General features: G+C 74.3%; 14 protein-coding genes. All 14 read left to right on the top strand.

Translation table 11 applies throughout. The annotated features are described in order from the left end of the window. The first annotated feature begins 22 nt into the window (after positions 1 to 22). A complete protein-coding gene (gene cobO / locus GNZ18_RS19475) occupies positions 23 to 637 on the top strand; it encodes a cob(I)yrinic acid a,c-diamide adenosyltransferase (protein ID WP_156217910.1) in 615 nt (204 codons plus the stop codon). Between the two features lie 7 nt (positions 638 to 644). Then, the gene (locus GNZ18_RS19480) at positions 645 to 2,054 is read left to right on the top strand and encodes a cobyrinic acid a,c-diamide synthase CobB (RefSeq protein ID WP_312874616.1); all 1,410 of its coding nucleotides are present in this window, start codon (positions 645 to 647) and stop codon (positions 2,052 to 2,054) included. Then, complete coding sequence (locus tag GNZ18_RS19485) at positions 2,051 to 2,653, top strand: GNAT family N-acetyltransferase (protein WP_214616884.1); 603 nt, start codon at positions 2,051 to 2,053, stop codon at positions 2,651 to 2,653. Before GNZ18_RS19480 ends, GNZ18_RS19485 begins: the two co-directional genes overlap by 4 nt. Further along, positions 2,650 to 3,141, top strand: a complete 492-nt coding sequence (locus tag GNZ18_RS19490) for a hypothetical protein (RefSeq protein ID WP_156217911.1) — start codon at positions 2,650 to 2,652, stop codon at positions 3,139 to 3,141. The genes GNZ18_RS19485 and GNZ18_RS19490 overlap by 4 nt, the downstream gene beginning before the upstream one ends. Further along, the gene (locus tag GNZ18_RS19495) at positions 3,138 to 4,079 is read left to right on the top strand and encodes a cobalamin biosynthesis bifunctional protein CbiET (RefSeq protein WP_156217912.1); all 942 of its coding nucleotides are present in this window, start codon (positions 3,138 to 3,140) and stop codon (positions 4,077 to 4,079) included. The genes GNZ18_RS19490 and GNZ18_RS19495 overlap by 4 nt, the downstream gene beginning before the upstream one ends. After that, a complete protein-coding gene (locus tag GNZ18_RS19500) occupies positions 4,076 to 4,564 on the top strand; it encodes a cobalamin biosynthesis protein (RefSeq protein ID WP_156217913.1) in 489 nt (162 codons plus the stop codon). Before GNZ18_RS19495 ends, GNZ18_RS19500 begins: the two co-directional genes overlap by 4 nt. Positions 4,565 to 4,622: 58 nt before the next feature. Further along, positions 4,623 to 5,219: a precorrin-8X methylmutase gene (locus GNZ18_RS19505; protein ID WP_214616881.1), complete on the top strand. Its 597-nt coding sequence runs from the start codon at positions 4,623 to 4,625 to the stop codon at positions 5,217 to 5,219. 74 nt (positions 5,220 to 5,293) lie between these two features. Further along, complete coding sequence (gene cobC, locus GNZ18_RS19510; protein ID WP_312874617.1) at positions 5,294 to 6,346, top strand: Rv2231c family histidinol phosphate aminotransferase CobC; 1,053 nt, start codon at positions 5,294 to 5,296, stop codon at positions 6,344 to 6,346. After that, positions 6,330 to 8,129: a nicotinate-nucleotide--dimethylbenzimidazole phosphoribosyltransferase gene (cobT, locus tag GNZ18_RS19515; protein WP_312874618.1), complete on the top strand. Its 1,800-nt coding sequence runs from the start codon at positions 6,330 to 6,332 to the stop codon at positions 8,127 to 8,129. The genes cobC and cobT overlap by 17 nt, the downstream gene beginning before the upstream one ends. Positions 8,130 to 8,267: 138 nt before the next feature. Beyond that, positions 8,268 to 9,506: a uroporphyrinogen-III C-methyltransferase gene (gene cobA, locus GNZ18_RS19520; RefSeq protein WP_214616879.1), complete on the top strand. Its 1,239-nt coding sequence runs from the start codon at positions 8,268 to 8,270 to the stop codon at positions 9,504 to 9,506. Then, positions 9,503 to 11,641, top strand: a complete 2,139-nt coding sequence (locus GNZ18_RS19525; protein WP_312874619.1) for a GTPase family protein — start codon at positions 9,503 to 9,505, stop codon at positions 11,639 to 11,641. The genes cobA and GNZ18_RS19525 overlap by 4 nt, the downstream gene beginning before the upstream one ends. Next, complete coding sequence (locus GNZ18_RS19530) at positions 11,638 to 13,317, top strand: GTPase family protein (protein WP_156217915.1); 1,680 nt, start codon at positions 11,638 to 11,640, stop codon at positions 13,315 to 13,317. The genes GNZ18_RS19525 and GNZ18_RS19530 overlap by 4 nt, the downstream gene beginning before the upstream one ends. A gap of 177 nt (positions 13,318 to 13,494) precedes the next feature. Then, a complete protein-coding gene (locus GNZ18_RS19535) occupies positions 13,495 to 13,959 on the top strand; it encodes a single-stranded DNA-binding protein (protein ID WP_156217916.1) in 465 nt (154 codons plus the stop codon). Positions 13,960 to 15,431: 1,472 nt separating this feature from the next. Next, positions 15,432 to 16,628, top strand: coding sequence for a GGDEF domain-containing protein (locus GNZ18_RS19540; RefSeq protein WP_246249974.1), 1,197 nt, complete (start codon positions 15,432 to 15,434; stop codon positions 16,626 to 16,628). The last annotated feature ends 921 nt before the right edge of the window (positions 16,629 to 17,549 follow it).

Raw genomic sequence — 17,549 nt, forward strand, 5'->3', positions numbered from 1 at the left:
CGGATGAAGGGCGGGGACTGAGATGCCGCAGGGCAGGCCGGAGTACGTGCCGAAGGACGGGATGACGACGCGGGAGCGCCGCAACCGTCCGCTGGTGATGGTCCACACGGGGCCGGGCAAGGGCAAGTCGACCGCCGCGTTCGGGCTCGCGCTGCGGGCGTGGAACCAGGGCTGGCCGATCGGGGTGTTCCAGTTCGTCAAGTCGGCGAAGTGGCGCATCGGCGAGGAGAACGCGCTGCTCGCGCTGGGCCGCCTGCACGCCGAGACCGGCGAGGGCGGGCCGGTGTTCTGGACGAAGATGGGCGAGGGCTGGTCGTGGATCCAGCGGCCCGGCGCCGAGGCCGACCACGAGGCCGACGCGCGCGAGGGCTGGGAGCAGATCAAGCGCGACCTCGCCGCCGAGACCTACCGCCTCTACGTCCTGGACGAGTTCACCTACCCGATGAAGTGGGGCTGGGTCGATGTCGAGGACGTCGTCGCCGCGCTCCGCGACCGGCCCGGCAACCAGCACGTCGTGATCACCGGCCGGGACGCCGACCCGAGGCTGGTGGAGTTCGCCGACCTCGTCACCGAGATGGGCAAGGTCCGGCACCCGATGGACCGGGGCCAGAAGGGCCAGAAGGGCATCGAGTGGTGATCGGGTGGTGAGCGCGGTCCCGCGGATCGTCGTCGCCGCGCCCTCGTCGGGGAGCGGCAAGACGACCGTGGCGACCGGGCTGATGGCCGCGTTCACCGCGCGCGGCCTCGCGGTGTCCCCGCACAAGGTGGGCCCGGACTACATCGACCCCGGGTACCACGCGCTCGCCACGGGCCGCCCCGGGCGCAACCTCGATCCGTGGCTGACGTCCGAGGAGCTGGTCGTCCCGCTGTTCCTGCACGGCGCGGCGGGCGCGGGCCTCGCGGTCGTCGAGGGCGTGATGGGCCTGTACGACGGCGCCGCCGGGCCGGCGACGTCGGGCTCGCCGGGCGGCGGGGACTACGCGTCCACCGCGCACGTCGCGACACTGCTGGACGCCCCGGTCGTGCTGGTCGTGGACGCCTCGGCGGCGGCCGGGCGCTCGGTCGCGGCGCTCGTGCACGGGTTCCGCTCGTTCGGGACGGCCCGGGTCGGCGGCGTGATCCTCAACCGGCTCGGCTCGGACGGGCACGAGCGGATGTGCCGCGACGCCGTCGAGGAGCTCGGGCTGCCGGTGCTGGGCGCGCTGCGGCGGCACGGGGACGCGGCGACGCCGTCCCGGCACCTGGGGCTCGTCCCGGCCGCCGAGCGGAGGCCGGACGCGGTGGAGAGCGTCCGCCGAATGGGCGAGATGGTCGCCTCGTCCTGCGACCTGGACGCGGTGCTGGCGCTGGCCCGCGACGTCCCCGCGCTGAGCGCCGAGCCCTGGGACCCGGCCGCGGAGGTGGACCCGCCGCCGAGCGAGAGGCCGCGGATCGCCGTCGCCGGTGGGCCCGCGTTCACCTTCGGCTACGCGGAGAACGAGGAGCTGCTGGACGCGGCGGGCGCCGACGTCGTCCGGTTCGATCCGCTGCGGGACGAGGCGCTCCCCGAGGGGACGCGCGGTGTCGTCATCGGCGGCGGGTTCCCCGAGGTGTACGCGGCGGAGCTGTCCGCGAACGAGCCGCTGCGCAGGGACCTGGCCGCGTTCGCGAAATCGTCGCGTCCCCTCTACGCGGAATGCGCGGGACTCCTCTACCTCGCCCAGGAACTGGACGGCGCGCCGATGTGCGGCGTCCTGGACGGGGTCAGGGCGACCATGGCCCCGCGCCTGACACTGGGCTATCGTGCCGCGGTGGCGGTGGCCGACTCGGTCGTCGCCCGGACGGGGGAGCGGCTGCGCGGCCACGAGTTCCACCGCACGGTCACGGAACCGGGCCACGGGGCGGCGCGGGACGGCGCCGCGGGGGAGTGGCGGGCGGCGTGGCAGTGGTCCACGTCCGGTCCGGAGGGTTTCGTGAAGGGCGAGTGTGTCGCGTCCTACCTGCATCTGCACTGGGCCGGGTCGCCGCGGCTCGCGAGCAGGATGGTGAGGGCCGGCGGAGGGGACCGTCAGTGAGGGCCTTCAAGGAGATCGAGCGCCTGGAGGGCGGGCGGCTCGTCCTGCGCCCGTTCGGGCTCGACGACGCCGCCGACGTGATCGAGGTGATCCGCGACGGTGAGGACTTCCTCCCACCCAACTTCCCGACCGTGCTGGAGGCCGAGCCGATCGCCTGGTTCCTCCAGGAGGGCGTCCACAACGTGCAGCGCCTCGGGCTCGCCCTGCACCTCGCCGTGGCCGACCGGGAGTCGGGCCGCCTGCTCGGGACGATCGGGCTCTTCCGCGTCGACTGGAACCACCTCACCTGCGAGGTCGGCTACGGCGTCCGGCCGGGCGCACGCGGGAACGGCTACGCCACGGAGGCGCTGTCGCTCGTCTCCCGGTGGGCGCTGCGCGAATGCGGCCTGTTCCGGGTGGAGTTGCGCGCGCTGGTCAGCAACCACGCCTCGATCCGTGTCGCGGAGAAGGGCGGCTACCGGCGCGAGGGGATAGCGCGGGGCGCCGAGCGCCGCCCCGACGGCGTGAACGAGGACATGGTCGTCTTCAGCATGCTCGCCACCGACCTGCTCCCGGGCCACCTCGGAAACCTCGTCGACCAGGGGGAGCGGCGGACATGACGGCGGCGGACGCGGCGTCGCGCGGCGAGACGACCCTGGTGCTGTACGGGGAGGGCGCGGGCGAGGCCGCCCGGCGGATGCTCCCGGCGCTTCCGGACGCCTGCTTCACCCCGGTGGACCTGGACGAGCTGACCGCCGCCGTCGAGCACGGCCTCGCCCAGGTCGTGCTGGTCGCGGGCCTGGACGAGCAGGCCGCGCTCGCGCCCGCCGGCTCCGACGTCCTCGGCTCGATCACGCGGGACATGGACGGCGGGCCCGCGCTGTCCGCCGAGGTCGCCGGTGCCCCCCGGCGCGCCTACGAGCTGTGGGAGGCGGCCGGGAAGCTCGGCCCCTGCGGCCGCGAGCTGTGCCGCCGCACCGCCGGTGAGCTGGAGCGGCGCGCCGCGCGGGCGGCGGGCTCGGCCGAGAGCCCGATCGCGGCGCAGGTCGTGCTGGTCGACTCCACCGGGCAGCGCATGGTCGGCATGTTCGGGCGGATGGCGCGATGACCCGCGCCGCCTTGGCGGGCCTGGCGTTCGCGCGGGCCGGGCTGTCGCCGGACGGCGCGCTCGTCGTGTCGGCGCACGAGCTGCGGCGGGCGGTGAACGTGTGCCGCGCCCACCCGAAGGTCGCGGTGCTGACGGGCCCCGGCGCGGGCCCGGCGGAGCTGGGGCGCGCGCTGTTCCCGCAGACCCCGCGCGCGTTCGTCGTCTGCGAGGGCCTGGACGGGCCGGAGGAGCGCATCGTGCACGTCCGTCCGGCCGAGGCGACGACGCGGCCGTGGACGAACCCGGACGTGGTCCTCGTCCTGGACGACCGGCGTCCGCCGGAGGAAGCGGGCTGGATCTCCGGTGCGGCTCTGGGGCCGTCCGAGTGGGCCCTGCCGCGGGAGGCGTTCGGTGACGCGGCGGCCCTGGAACCGGGGATTCGCGCGTTCGTCCTGGCGAAACTGGGGCCGCGCCTGGGCGACATGGTCTGGGACGTGGGTTCCGGCGACGGTTCCGTGGGAATCGAGTGCGCGCGCTTCGGCGCCGCCGTGGTCGCCGTCGAACGCGACAAGGCCGGCTACGAGCGCGTGCGGGAGAACGTCCGCGCGCACGGGGTGAGGGTGGCGGTGTCGCGGGGAGAGGTGCCGTCCGTCCTCGACCATCTGCCGGAGCCGGACGCCGTGTTCGGCGGGCACGGCGGTCCCGAGACCCTCGCGGCCTGCGCCGGGCGGGCGCTGAGCCGGGTCGCCGCCGTCGCGTCGGACGAGGAGGCCCCCGCGATGCTGGAGGTCCTGACCGGGCAGGGGTTCACCGCCGGGGCGGTCGCGCTCCAGGCGACCCCGATGCCCGCGCCGGTGACGGTCGTCTGGGGGCGGCGCGGCGGGCCCGCCGCGCGGCCGCGCCCGTCCAGGGACGTCCGGCGGGTCGAGACGATCCCGATCGGGGACCTCGGGCCATGACGTGCGCGGTGGTGGGGGTCGGCGCGTCCAGCGGAGCCGGCGCCGCCGAGGTCGCCGAGCTGATCGGCGGCGTGCTGGACGAGGCGGGCCTGGAGCCGGGCGCGGTCTGGTGCGTGGCGACCGCCGAGGGCCGGGCCGCCGAGCCCGTCCTGCGCGCCGCCGCCGCACGGCGCGGGCTGCCCCTCGTCGCCTACCCCGTGGAGGTGCTGGCGCGGGTGGAGGTGCCTTCCCCGTCCGGCGCGGTGCGGGCGCGGACGGGCACCGCGAGCGTCGCGGAGGCCGCCGCCCTGCACGCCGCCCTGCACGCCGCCCTGCACGCCGCCCTGAAGGCGCCCGGTTCGGGCGGGGGCGTCCGGCTCGTGGTGCGCAAGCGCAGATCGGCCCGCGCCACCGCGGCGGTCGCCAGGACCGCATCGATAGCCGAAATAGGCGGTCAGGCTCGACTATTTCTAGACAAGTCAGGCGGAGACTGTACGGGGGCGTGATGTCCGGCCCCGCATCCCCGGCGACAGCGAGGAACACCATGATCAGCCTGGAGGCTCAGTGAGCGTACGCCAGCCCCATCCGATCGAGCTCCGGTCGTATGAGATCCTGCGCTCCCGCGTGGACCTGTCCGCGCTGCCCCCGCTGTCGCGGGCCGTCGCCGAGCGCGTGATCCACGCCACCGGCGACCTGGCGTACGCCGACGACCTGGTCACCGAGGAGGAGTCGCTCCGGCAGGGCTGGGCCGCGCTGCGCACCGGGGCGCCGATCGTCACCGACGAGGGCATGGTCGCGGCCGGGATCAGCGCCCGCGAGACGCTCTGCCACGCCACCGACCCCGCCGCCGCCCGGATGGCCCGCGCCGCCGGCGTCACGCGCTCGGCCGCCGCCGTCCGGCTGTCCTACTCCGAGGTCGGGCCGGGCGCGGTGTGGGCGATCGGGTCGGCGCACGAGGCGATCACCGAGATCATCGAGCGGCGGGTGCGGCCCGCGCTGGTGGTGGGCGTCCCGGCGGGCTTCGTCGGCGCGTCCGAGGCCAAGGAGGCGCTGCGCGCCAGCGGGCTGCCGCAGCTCAGCAACGTCTCGGAGAAGGGCGGCTCGGTGGTCGCGGCGGCGGCGGTCAACGCGCTGCTCTACCACGAGCCGGCCGCCTCCTGACGGCCGCGGAGCACGGCATGCGAGAACGACGAGAACGACGGACGCGGGCGGACGACCGAGCAGGGGGTTCAGTGGTGAACGGGACCACGGGGCACGCCGAGGCGGCGGCGCCGGACGAGGTGGATCTGCGGCACCACGGCGACACGGAGGTCGGCGACGGGCTCGCCGACTTCGCCGTCAACGTGCGCACCGGGACGCCTCCGCCGTGGCTGGCCGAGCGGCTGCGCGCGTCCGTCGCGGGCCTGGCCGCCTACCCCGACCCGCGCCCCGCCCGCCGGGCGGTCGCGCGGCGGCACGCCAGGGCGGCGGAGGAGGTGCTGCTCACCTCGGGCGCCGCCGAGGCGTTCGTGCTGCTCGCGCGGGTCCTCGCCCCGCGCCGGGCGATCGTGGTGCACCCGCAGTTCACCGAGCCGGAGGCCGCTCTGCGGGCGGCCGGGCACCCGGTGGGGCGGGTCGTCCTCGGCAAGGACTTCACCCTCGACCCCGCCGCCGTCCCGGACGACGCCGACCTCGTCGTGGTCGGGAACCCGACCAACCCGACGTCCGTCCTGCACCCGGCCGGCGCGGTCGCGGCGCTGGCCAGGCCCGGCCGGACGGTCGTCGTCGACGAGGCGTTCATGGACTGCGTCCCGGGCGAGCCGGAGACGCTCGCCACGCGCCTGCCGTCCGGCGTCGCCGTGATCCGCAGCCTCACCAAGACGTGGGGGCTCGCCGGGCTGCGCGCCGGATACGTGCTGGCCGCCCCCGGGCTGGTCGCGCGGCTGGCCGAGGCGCAGCCGCTCTGGGCCGTCTCCACGCCCGCGCTCGTGGCGATCGAGGCGTGCTCCGCGCCGGACGCGGTCGCCGAGGCGGAGCGGTGGGCCGTCCTGCTCGCGGCGGAACGGGACCGGCTCGCGGCGGAGTTCGCCGCGCGCGGGCTCTACGTCGTCCCGGAGGCGCGGGCGTCGTTCCTGTGCCTGCGCGTACCGGACGCCCTCGGTATCAGGGCGCTCCTGCGCCAGCGCGGCTACGCCGTCCGCCGGGGCGACACGTTCCCAGGGCTCGGCCCGGACTGGCTCCGGATAGCGGTCCGCGACCGCGCGTCCAACGACGCCCTTCTGGAGGTGCTCGGTGAACTGGGCATCTGACGACATGTCCGGCGACGTTTCCAGTGCGCCCTGGGACGAGGCCGAGCGCGAGGCCGTCTACCGGGTCATCACCGAACGACGCGACATGCGCGAGGGCTTCCTCCCGGACCCCGTGGACGACGCCGTCCTCACGCGCGTCCTGGAGGCAGCCCACAGGGCCCCCTCGGTCGGGCTGACCCAGCCCTGGGACTTCCTCATCGTCCGGGACGAGGCCAAGCGCCGCCGCATCCGCGACCTCGCCGAGCGGCAGCGCGCCGTCTACGCGGCGAGCCTGCCGCCCGCGCGCGCCGCCGGCCTCGACCGCCTCAAGGTGGAGGCCATCCGCGAGGCGCCCGTCAACATCGTCGTGACCTGCGACCCCACCCGGGGCGGCCGGAACCCGCTCGGACGCCACGTCCAGCCGAGGACGGCCCACTACTCGGTCGCCTGCGCCGTCGAGAACCTGTGGCTCGCGGCCCGCGCCGAGGGGCTCGGCGCCGGCTGGGTGAGCTTCTTCGACGAACGCGAACTGGCCGCCGAGCTGGGCCTCCCCGCCCACATCGAGATCATCGCCTACCTGTGCGTGGGACGCGTCGCCGCGTTCCCGCCCGCCCCCCTGCTCGCGCTCACCGGCTGGGCGCGGCGCCGCCCCCTCGCGTGGGCGGTGCACGACGAGGAGTACGGGCGGCGCGCGCTGCCCGGAGAGGACATCGTGAACCCGATCGAGCAGACCGTCGCCGCGATCCGCCCGCTGGACGAGGCCGCGATGCGCGACGCCCGCGACCACCAGGCCCGCCTCACCAAGCCGCCGGGGTCGCTCGGCGTGCTGGAGGAGCTGTCGGTCCGGCTCTGCGGACTGGCCGGGCGGTGCCCGCCGCCGCTCCCCGAACCCGCGTCGGTCGCGGTCTTCGCCGCCGACCACGGCGTCCACGCGCAGGGCGTGACCCCCTGGCCGCAGGAGGTCACCGCGCAGATGGTGGCCAACTTCCTGGCCGGGGGAGCGGTCGTCAACGCGTTCGCCGCGCAGGTCGGCGCCGAGGTCAGCGTCGTGGACGTCGGCGTCGCCGCCGACCTCGACCCCGCGCCCGGCCTGCTGCCCCGCAAGATCGCCCCCGGCACCGCCGACATGACCCGCGGGCCCGCGATGACCATGGACGAGGCCCGCCGCGCCGTCGAGACCGGCATCGAGGTCGCCCGCGACCTGGTCTCCTCCGGGGCCCGCTGCCTGGTCACCGGCGACATGGGCATCGCCAACACCACCGCGTCCGCCGCGCTCGTCGCCGCGTTCACCGGACTGCCGCCCGAGCAGGTCACCGGGCGCGGCACCGGCATCGACGACGCCACCCACGCCCACAAGATCGAGATCGTCCGGGCGGCGCTGGACCGGCACGGCCTCCCGGGCCGCGCGGACCCGCTGGAGGTGCTCGCGGCGGTCGGCGGGCTGGAGCACGCCGCCATCGCCGGGTTCGTCCTCGGCGGGGCGGCGCTGCGGGTCCCCGTCGTCCTGGACGGGGTGATCGCCGGATCCGCCGCGCTCGCAGCCGCCGCGCTGTGCCCCGACGCGCTCGGCGCCTGCGTCGCCGGGCACCGCTCCGCCGAGCCGGGCCACACCGCCGCGATCGCCGCGCTGGGCCTGCGCCCGCTGGTCGACCTGGAGCTGCGGCTCGGCGAGGGGACCGGCGCCCTGCTGGCGTTGCCGCTGGTCCAGGGCGCCGTGCGGGTCCTGCACGAGGTCGCCACGTTCGACTCGGCCGGGGTCAGCGGCAAGGACGCCGGGCGGCGTAACGACGCGATCACGGAATGAGTCACGCTCGGCTATCGACTCGCCCGCGGACCTCTCCATGAGCTCGCCAACCCGAGTACCGTTGTTCCACAAAGACAGGCGCCGGTCACCGGCGCCCGCGAGAAACGACTCCGGACACCCGATCGAGAGATTCACCACGTGCCCCCGTACCTGCTAGGCCTGCGACTCGGCGGGCGACGCGTCCTCGTCGTCGGCGGGGGGCGGGTCGCCCAGCGCCGCGTGCCGGCCCTGCTGGCCGCCGGGGCGGCCGTGGTGCTCGTCTCCCCGCAGGTCACCGCCTCCCTCGAAGGGCTGATCGAGGCCGGGCGCCTGGAGTGGCGGCCCCGCCGCTACGAGCGCGGCGACTGCGCGGGCGCGTGGCTCGTCCAGGCCGTCACCGACGACGCCAAGGTCAACGCCGCCGTGGTCGCCGAGGCCGAGGCCGCGCGGATCTGGGCGGTGCGGGCCGACGACGCCGAGTCCTCCCCGGCCTGGACGCCCGCGAGCGGCCAGGCGGGCGACGCGACCGTCGGCGTCCTGCTCGGCGGCGACCCCCGGCGCGCCGCGGGCATCCGCGACGCCGTGGTCGACGGCCTGCGCTCGGGCGGCCTGGAGTCCCGGCACTCCCGGCGCAAGCCCGCCGGGGTCGCGCTCGTCGGCGGCGGACCGGGCGACCCCGGGCTGATCACCGTGCGCGGGCGGCAGCTACTGGCGATGGCCGACGTCGTCGTCACCGACCGGCTCGCCCCGGGCTCGCTGCTGGACGAGCTGGCCGACGACGTCGAGGTCATCGACGCCGCCAAGATCCCCTACGGCCGCACCGTCACCCAGGAGCGCATCAACGACCACCTGGTCGAGCAGGCCGGGCAGGGCAAGTTCGTCGTGCGGCTCAAGGGCGGCGACCCCTTCGTGTTCGGCCGCGGCGGCGAGGAGGCCCTGCACTGCGCCCGGCACGGCATCCCGGTCATCGTCGTCCCCGGCATCACCAGCGCGGTCGCCGTGCCGTCCGCCGCCGGCATCCCGGTCACCCACCGCGGCGTCGCGCAGGAGTTCCACGTCGTCTCCGCGCACGTCCCGCCCGGCCACGCCGAGTCCACCGTCGACTGGGAGGCGCTCGGCCGCGCGAACGGCACCCTCGTCCTGCTCATGGCGGTCGAGCGGATGGCGCTCATCGCGGCCGCCCTCATGCGCTATGGTCGGTCGTCCGACACCCCGGTCGCCGTGATCCAGGACGGCACCCTCCCCGGCCAGCGGACGCTGACGGCGACGCTGGGCTCGGTGGCCGGGGAGATGGCCGCCGCGGGAGTCCGGCCCCCGGCGATCGTGGTCGTCGGCGACGTGGTCGGCGTGGCACGAGAGATCGAACTGATTCGAGCCGACATGGGACGGGATCCGTGACACCCCCGGCAGAGCAGAGCGCGGTTCACGACGAGGAGGCGGGCACCGGCCCCGGACGCGCGGGCGAGACCCCGGGCACGTCCGGCGGCGCGTCGGCGCCCGCACCCGCCGTGCCCGCCGAGGACGCGGCGCCCCCGGCCGAGACCGAGACGCCCGAACCCGCCAAGCCCGCTTCGGGCAAGGGACGGTCGCGCAGAGGCCGCCGCCGCTCCACGAAGGGCGCGCCCGCACCGTCCAAGAAGGCGACACCCGCTCCCGAGGAACCGCAGGCGGAGCAGCCCGCGGAGGTCGTGGAGGTCGTGGAGGCCCCCGCGGCCGAGCCCGCCGAGGCCGCGCCCCAGCCCAAGGGCCTGCGCGGTGACGCCTCCAGGGCGTCCGGCGGCACCCGCACCGCGCCCCGCACCGGCGGCGGGACCGCGCGCCAGGGCGAGCTGATCCGCGCGCTCACCCTGCTCCGCGACCAGCTCGGCACGTTCGATTTCGTCCTGGACGTCCCGGACGTCGAGGAGGCCCGCGAGGCCCGCACCGAGCTGCGCAACCAGCTCGACGACTACGTCCTGCCACGCGTCCAGGCGGCGGGCACCCCGCTGCTCGTGGTCCTCGGCGGATCCACCGGCGCGGGCAAGTCGACGCTGGTCAACACCCTCGTCGGCGCCCGCGTCAGCGCCACCGGCGTGCTGCGCCCGACCACCAGCAGCCCGATCCTCGTCTGCCACCCCGACCACGTCGCCTGGTTCATGGAGGGGCCGATGCTGCCCGGCATGGGCCGGGTGCGCGGGCCCGCGCCCGACGCCATCGCCGGCGACCAGCTCGTCATCATCGCGAGCGACGCGCTGCCGCCCGGCCTCGCGCTGCTCGACAGCCCCGACTTCGACTCGGTCTTCGAGGACCACTACGAGTTCGCGACCAAGCTGATGGCCGCCGCCGACCTGTGGCTGTGCGTCACCACCGCCGCCCGGTACGCCGACGCCCAGGTGTGGCAGATGCTCCAGCGCGCCAAGGAGAACGGCGCCACGATCGGCGTCGTGCTCTCCCGCATCCCGCAGAGCGAGGGGCGCGGCGACCGCTCCGGCGAGACCGGCTGGGGCGGCGCCGAGGTCGCCGAGCACTTCGGCGAGATGCTGGACGAGCACGAGGTCGGCGACGCGCGGCGCTTCACCGTCCCCGAGACCCGGATCGAGGAGAGCCGCCTCCCCGAGGACGTCGTCGCGGACATCCGCGCCTGGCTCGTCGGCGTCGCCGAGGACACCGACGGGCGCGAGATCGTCGTCAGCGACACCCTCGCCGCCGTCCTGGACAGCTTCCGCACCCGCGTCCCCGAACTGGCGCGGCACGTCGAGGCGCAGGTCGCCCAGCGGGCCGAGCTGGCCCAGCAGGTCGAGGGCGCCTACGCCACCGTCCTCGCCGAACTCGACGAGGCCACCCGCAACGGCTCCCTCCTGCGCGGCGAGGTCCTCGCCCGCTGGCAGGAGTTCGCCGGGACCGGCGACCTGCTGCGCGCCCTGCACGTCCAGCGGCCGCGCCGGGGACGCTCGGCCGGTCGCCGCCACCGCAGCCCCGCCCGCGTCCGCGCGCTGAAGTCCGCGCTGCGCGACGCCCTCGAATCGCTGATCATGTCGTCCGCCGAGCACGGCGCCGAGGAGGTCCTCGCCCGCTGGCGGGCGCACCCGGCGGGCGGCCACGTCATGTCCGGCCCGGCCGCGACGCTCGGCGGCGTCTCCCCCGAGCTGTCGCGCCGCGCCACCCGCGCCGTCAGCTCCTGGCAGGACCACGTCCAGGAGCTGATCCGCACCGAGGGCGTCACCAAGCGCTCGGTCGCCAAGCTGGTCTCCTTCGACACCGAGGCGGTCTCGCTCGTCCTGATGATCGGCCTGCTCGGCTACGGCACCTCCGAGGTCGCGGTCGAGGGCGGCAACAGCGCCGTCCCGCAGCGGCTCCTGAAGGCCCTGTTCGGCGCCGAGTCGCTGCGCGGCATGGGCGCCAAGGCCCGCGCCGACCTGCGCAGCCGCATCGGAATGCTGTTCGACGAGGAGGCGATCAGATACGGGCAGGCGCTCGACGCCGCCGGAATCCCCGACGAGACCGTCCCCGTCCAGCTGTACCAGGCCACCTACAATCTTGAGGTTGCCCGATGACCACCTCGGCCATCCCCGCGAGCTCGCTCGGCACCCCGGTCTACCCGCCGCCGGCCCCGCCCGAGCCCACCCCGCTGCCCGAGCGGCTCGACGGCCTCGACCGGCTCGTCCAGGCCGGGACGGGACGCCTCGACCAGCCGCTCCTCGACGACGCCGGCGCCCTGCTCGACCGCGCCGGGCAGCGGCTGCGGCTGTCGGGCGACCACACGGTCGTGACGCTCGCGGGCGGGACGGGCAGCGGCAAGTCCTCGCTGTTCAACGCCATCTGCGGCCTCGAACTCTCGCCCACCGGCATCCGCCGCCCGATGACCTCGCAGGCCCACGCCTGCGTCTGGGGGCTGGACGGCGCCGGGCCGCTCCTGGACTGGCTCGACGTCGACAAGCGCCACCGCTACGCCCGCGCCAGCGCGCTCGACCTCGAACGCCCCGACACCTCCCTCCAGGGCCTCGTCCTGCTCGACCTGCCCGACCACGACTCCATCCAGGCCCTGCACCGCGCCGAGGTCGACCGGTTCGTCACCATCGCCGACCTCCTCGTCTGGGTCGTGGACCCGCAGAAGTACGCCGACGCCGCCCTGCACCGCAACTACATCGTCCCGTTCGCCCGGCACGCGGGCGTCACGCTGATCGTCCTCAACCAGGTCGACCGCCTCGGCCCCGACGAGATCGACGACTGCGTCGCCGACCTGCGCCGCCTGCTGGAGGCCGAGGGCCTCGCCCACCCGCGCATCGTCACCACGTCCGCGGTCAGCGACGAGGGCGTCACCGGCTTCCGCGACATCCTCGTCGACACCGTCGCCGCCCGCCGCGCCCGCGGCGAGCGCCTGTCCGCCGACATCGACAAGGTCGCCGAGCGCTTCGCCGTCCACCGCTACACCGCCGACCCGCCCACCACCGTCGAGGACGACCGCCGCCAGGACCTCGTCCAGGCCCTCACCGACGCCGCCGGCGCCACCGCCGTCGCCGACGCCATGGAGAGCGCCTACGAACTGCGCGCCGCCGACTTCGTCGGCTGGCCGGTCACCGCCCTCATCACCCGCCTCCGCTCCGACCCGCTCCGCCGCATGCGCCTCACCGAACTGCGCGAGGAGCTCCGCGACGCCTTCACCGGCCCCATCGGCGCCCAGCAGGGCGACGTCGACAACGCCCTGCACACCGTCACCGCGGGCGTGGCCGCCGAACTCCCGCCCCCCTGGGCCCGCTCCGTCCGCGCCGCCGCCCGCACCCACGCCGTCGAGATCCCCGAGGCCCTCGGCGAGTCCCTCAAGGACGCCCTGCCCAGCTTCAACCAGGTGCCCCGCTGGTGGTGGCTGATCAAGACCTGGCAGTACTTCCTCATCCTGGTCGCCGTCCTGAGCGTCGCCTGGATCGGCCTCCTCGTCGCCTACGGGCTCCTGGACGCGGGCCAGAACCCGCCCGACCTCGTCGGCGAGGCGGGCCTCATCCCCTACGTCGCCGTCCTGGCCGTCTGCACCCTCGGCATGGGCCTGCTCACCGCGTCCGCCTGCCGGAACCTGGTGGCCCTCTCGTCCGCCAAACACGGCGACAAGATGGAGGAGCACATGCGCGAGGGCATCGAACGCGTGGCCGACGAGAAGGTCATCACCCCCATCACCGCGGAACTGGAGCGCTACGCCCGCTACCGCGAAGACGTGACCAAAGCGCTAGGCGACTGACACCCAACGCGCGATCTCCCCGAACCCCCCACCCAGGCCAAAGACCACGCCCACCAGACCCCGAAGCTCAGAGCCTCCCGCCCGCCCGGTTATCCACAATCGCCACCACCCCTTCCGCCCCCTCCCACTCCTCAGCCACCGTTGTACTCATCACTCAGAGCAACAACGGAGGAACCCATGAACGAAGCGCACATCACGATCATCGGCTGGATCGCCGCCGAGCCCTACTACACCGTGACGACCAACGGCACCTCGTTCCTGTCGATCAGGGTCGGCTGCACGCCGCGCCGCTACGACCGCGAGACCGGCCAGTGGCAGGACGTCGACACCCTGTTCGTCACCGTCAACTGCTGGCGCGGCCTGGCGGACAACGTCAACGCCTCCGAGTTCCAGCGCGGGCACCCCGTCCTGGTCACCGGCCGCCTCCGCATCCGCCAGTACGAACGCGACGGCCAGTGGCGCTTCTCCGCAGAGATCGAGGCCACCACCGTCGGCCACGACCTGAGCCGGGGCACCGCCGACTTCCGTCCCGTCCAGCGCGGCGGAGCGCTGACCGAGGAAGACCGCCAGCAGGCCCGAGAAGTGGCCGACCAGTGGGCCCTGACACCCGTCACCGAGGGCGAAACAGAGAAAGCGGCCTGAACCCCCGCCCACAACCCCACACAAGAAAGCCACCCGAACCAACCCAGCACCCAAAACCCAGCCTCGCCACGACCATGGTTCAGGCCCCCTTGGACCGGGCCCGTTAGGCCAGGTCCAACGAGCCAGTAAGGCCCACGAGCCCCATCGAAGCCGCCAGATTCTCACGGCCCTCCGGGCCCCCAAGGCCGGGTTCGTAAGGCCGTGAGGCCAGGCCCGCCAGGCGCATGAGACCCATCGGGGCGGTCAGGTTCTCGCGGTCTTCTGGGTCCATGAGGTCGGGCTTGTGAGGCCGTGAGGCCAGGTCCGTCGGGCTGATGGGGCCGGTCGGGGCCGTCAAGGTCCTCACGGCCTTCCGGGCCCAGGAGGCCGGGGCCTATGAGGCTGTGAGGCCAGGTCCCTCGGGCCGAATAGGCCCGTCAGGCGTATGAGGCCTGTCGGGGTGGTCAGGTTCTCGCGGTCTTCTAGGCCCATGAGGTCGGGCTTGTGAGGCCGTGAGGCCAGGTCCGTCGGGCCGATGAGGCCCGTCAGGCGCATGAGACCCGTCCGGGCCGTCAGGTTCTTATCGCCTGACGGGCTCGTGAGGCCAGGCCCGTCAGACATGTGAGGCCAGGGCTGGAGAGGCCAGGCCTTCAGGGAAGTCAGGCCGGGCCCGTCTGGGCAAGCCCATCAGGCGGGGCCCTGAGGCCAGGGCCGTCGGGGACGTCAGGCGGGGGCGGTCAGGTGGGCTCCGAAGCATTCCCATAGATCGATCGGCGAAGGGAGGGGAGGCGGCACCAGCGGGCCCTGAGGCGGCGGCTCGCGCGGACAGGGGCTGGGCATGCGACACCCCGTGCACCTGCCCTAGACACCTGCACTAGGCACCCGCCATGGCGCCCAGTGGCGACCGTCACCGGTACGTTCGCCACGGTCGGCGGGCTGGCGAAGGCGCTGCCCGCGGCGGCGGCGACCAGCTCGCCCGCCGACCGCGCGGCCCCGCCCGGCGGCGTCGAAGCACCGGCGCCGCGAGTGCCGCGTCGCGACGCTGGTCCCGGGATGCCGGCGCTGGCGATGCGGCGGCTCGGTGACAACAGGGCCTCGCCCAGGTGTCGAAGTTCTACCGTCCGGACGCCCAGAACAAGAACGAGCTGCCCGAATCCGCCTCGACTGGATCATGGCCCCGAGTGGCCATGACAGGTACGAATCCGGCGAAATCCGCGCATGAAGGCAACCCCTTACTGTGCGCCAAGCCGTCGAAGCCCGGTCCTAACAAGCCCCTTGGCCTGGAGGAGGTTGCCTGAACGGTCACCCTCATGTGCGCTCTCGAACGTACTGGTTTCCTGCCCACTCCGCACACGTCGCAACTATTGTGTTACACAACGTGATGCGCGTAAGGGGGAAGGATGACGGCAGTGCAGTCGTCCGCCGAGGACCGTGGTGGGGAACTGGCCCACAGGCCCCGGCGCCGTACGTTCCCAGGGCGCAGGTCCCTGCTCATGATCTACGTGCCGGCCGTGGTCGCCGTCCACGCGGGGCTGATCATCGCTGGGCTCGTCACCACTTCTCCGGAGGTCGATGACTTACTGACGTTCGTTGCGCTGCTGGCCTGCGGTGCGGTGTGCATCGAGGCGACGCGGCGGCTGGGCATTCCGGCTGGTGTCGGCCGTGACCTGCTGTCGGCCTGGTGGCTGCCGGTGGCGCTGCTGCTGCCCCCGTTGTACGCGCTGCTGATGCCGATTCCGCTCCAGGCGCTGTTGCAGTTCCGCGTGCTCCGGACGCTCGTCCACCGCCGGGTGCTCGTCGCCTCGGCGCTCGGCATCGCGGGGGCGTGTGCGTCGGTGGTGTTCCACCTCGTCGTGAAGGATCCGCTGGACGCGGCGCCGGGCTGGGTCGTGGACGTCTACCCCGGAGTGCCGGCGGCGGTCGGCTGCGCGGCCCTGTTCACGGTGGTGAACACGGTGCTGGTGGCGGTTGCCGCACATGCCGCCAACCCGGAGAGCCGCTGGCGGGACGTCCTGTGGACACGCGAGAGCCTGCTGCTGGACGTGGTGGACCTGTGCGTCGGCATCCTCGTGGCGATCACGAGTTCGCTGACACTGGGCCTTCTCCTCCTGGCGCTGCCGCCCGTGATGCTGCTGCAACGCAGCCTGATGCACCAGCAACTCCAGGCCGCCGCGAGGACGGACGCCAAGACCGGCCTGCTCAACGCGGCGGCCTGGCAACGGGAGGCCGCCACGGAACTGGCCCGAGCGCTGCGCACCCACGACCCCCTCGCGGTGCTGCTGATCGACATCGACCACTTCAAGCGCGTGAACGACACCCACGGACACCTGATCGGCGACGAGGTGCTGGTCGGCGTGGCCAACACACTGGACCACCAGCTACGCGACTACGACCTGGTCGGACGGTTCGGCGGAGAGGAGTTCGTCGCCCTGCTACCGGGCACCGACACCGTCGAGGCATGCCGGGTGGCCGAACGCCTCCGTGGCCGGGTGCGCAGGCTGGCCGTGCCCACCGAGGATGGAACGGTCGTCGTCACGGTGTCCATCGGCGTCTCCCTGTACCGGACGCACGGAGAAGACCTCATAGAACTCATGGCCGCCGCCGACCTGGCGCTCTACCGAGCGAAGGCGTCCGGCCGCGATCGCGTCTGCCTCCCCGCCCTGGAGGGCCCCAAGGCACCCGGCAAATAAACCCCCACAACCACCCCCGGCATCAGCTGCAACGACCAAGCAGCGCAACCCAACCCCACCCGCCCCCCTCCACAACTCGACCCCCGACAACCATTACGCCCCCGACCACAACTGCTACGCGACTACCAACTACTCTCCTCGGCTTCTGCGAGCTAAGGCACTCCACCCTGGCGGTCCTAGCGACTGCCGTACGACCCGTACGACCCCGGCCCCCCAGGGAGATGGCCGTGGCTGTGGCCACTGAACGCCGCGGCCCGGCCATCACCGAGGGACAACCCGAAGTTGGCCGGCCCCCAAGCAGCTGCGCTCAGCCCACCCCGCGCCCTGACCAGACAATCGCGCCCTGGGCACAGACGCGACACAGGCTGCAAGCAGCCCCACGACCCGAGCCCCCACACGGGTCCCCACGGCGGGTCCCCCACAGCGGGTCCCCCCACCGGCGGGGGCCTATGGCGGGTCCCCCACGGCGGGTCCCCTCCACGGCGGGCCCCCACGGCGGGTCCCCCCGCCGACGGGCGCCTGTGGCGGGTGCCCCATGGCCGGGTCTCGCGGCGGGTCCCCTCCACGGCGGGTCCTCTCCATGGCGGGTGCTCTCACGGCGGGTCCTCTCCATGGCGGGTGCTCTCACGGCGGGTCCCCTCCACGGTGGGCGTTCTCACGGCGGGTCCCACGGTGGGCGCTCCCACAGTGGGCGCTTCTATGGCGGGGCGCTCCCCGTGACAGAGCGCTTCCATGGTGGATAGGTGCCCTCGTGGTCGGCGTGCCCCCACGGTGCGGTTGAGGTGATTCGCAGCCGCCTGAAGGGCGCGGCCGGTCCCTTCGCTGGGCGCCGGTGAACGGCGGCACCGCGCAGCTCGCGCAGCTCACGGGGCTCACGAGCTCACGCAGCTCACGCAGCTCACGCGGCTCACGCAGCTCACG

It is taken from the genome of Actinomadura litoris, from assembly GCF_009733595.1.
Classification (GTDB): Bacteria; Actinomycetota; Actinomycetes; order Streptosporangiales; family Streptosporangiaceae; genus Spirillospora; species Spirillospora litoris.

What these genes read in the sequence shown, in the direction of transcription:
- cobO (WP_156217910.1), top strand. Translation starts at nt 23, where the DNA reads ATGCCGCAGGGCAGGCCGGAGTACGTGCCGAAGGACGGGATGACGACG.
- GNZ18_RS19490 (WP_156217911.1), top strand. Translation starts at nt 2,650, where the DNA reads ATGACGGCGGCGGACGCGGCGTCGCGCGGCGAGACGACCCTGGTGCTG.
- GNZ18_RS19495 (WP_156217912.1), top strand. Translation starts at nt 3,138, where the DNA reads ATGACCCGCGCCGCCTTGGCGGGCCTGGCGTTCGCGCGGGCCGGGCTG.
- GNZ18_RS19500 (WP_156217913.1), top strand. Translation starts at nt 4,076, where the DNA reads ATGACGTGCGCGGTGGTGGGGGTCGGCGCGTCCAGCGGAGCCGGCGCC.
- GNZ18_RS19530 (WP_156217915.1), top strand. Translation starts at nt 11,638, where the DNA reads ATGACCACCTCGGCCATCCCCGCGAGCTCGCTCGGCACCCCGGTCTAC.
- GNZ18_RS19535 (WP_156217916.1), top strand. Translation starts at nt 13,495, where the DNA reads ATGAACGAAGCGCACATCACGATCATCGGCTGGATCGCCGCCGAGCCC.
- GNZ18_RS19540 (WP_246249974.1), top strand. Translation starts at nt 15,432, where the DNA reads ATGATCTACGTGCCGGCCGTGGTCGCCGTCCACGCGGGGCTGATCATC.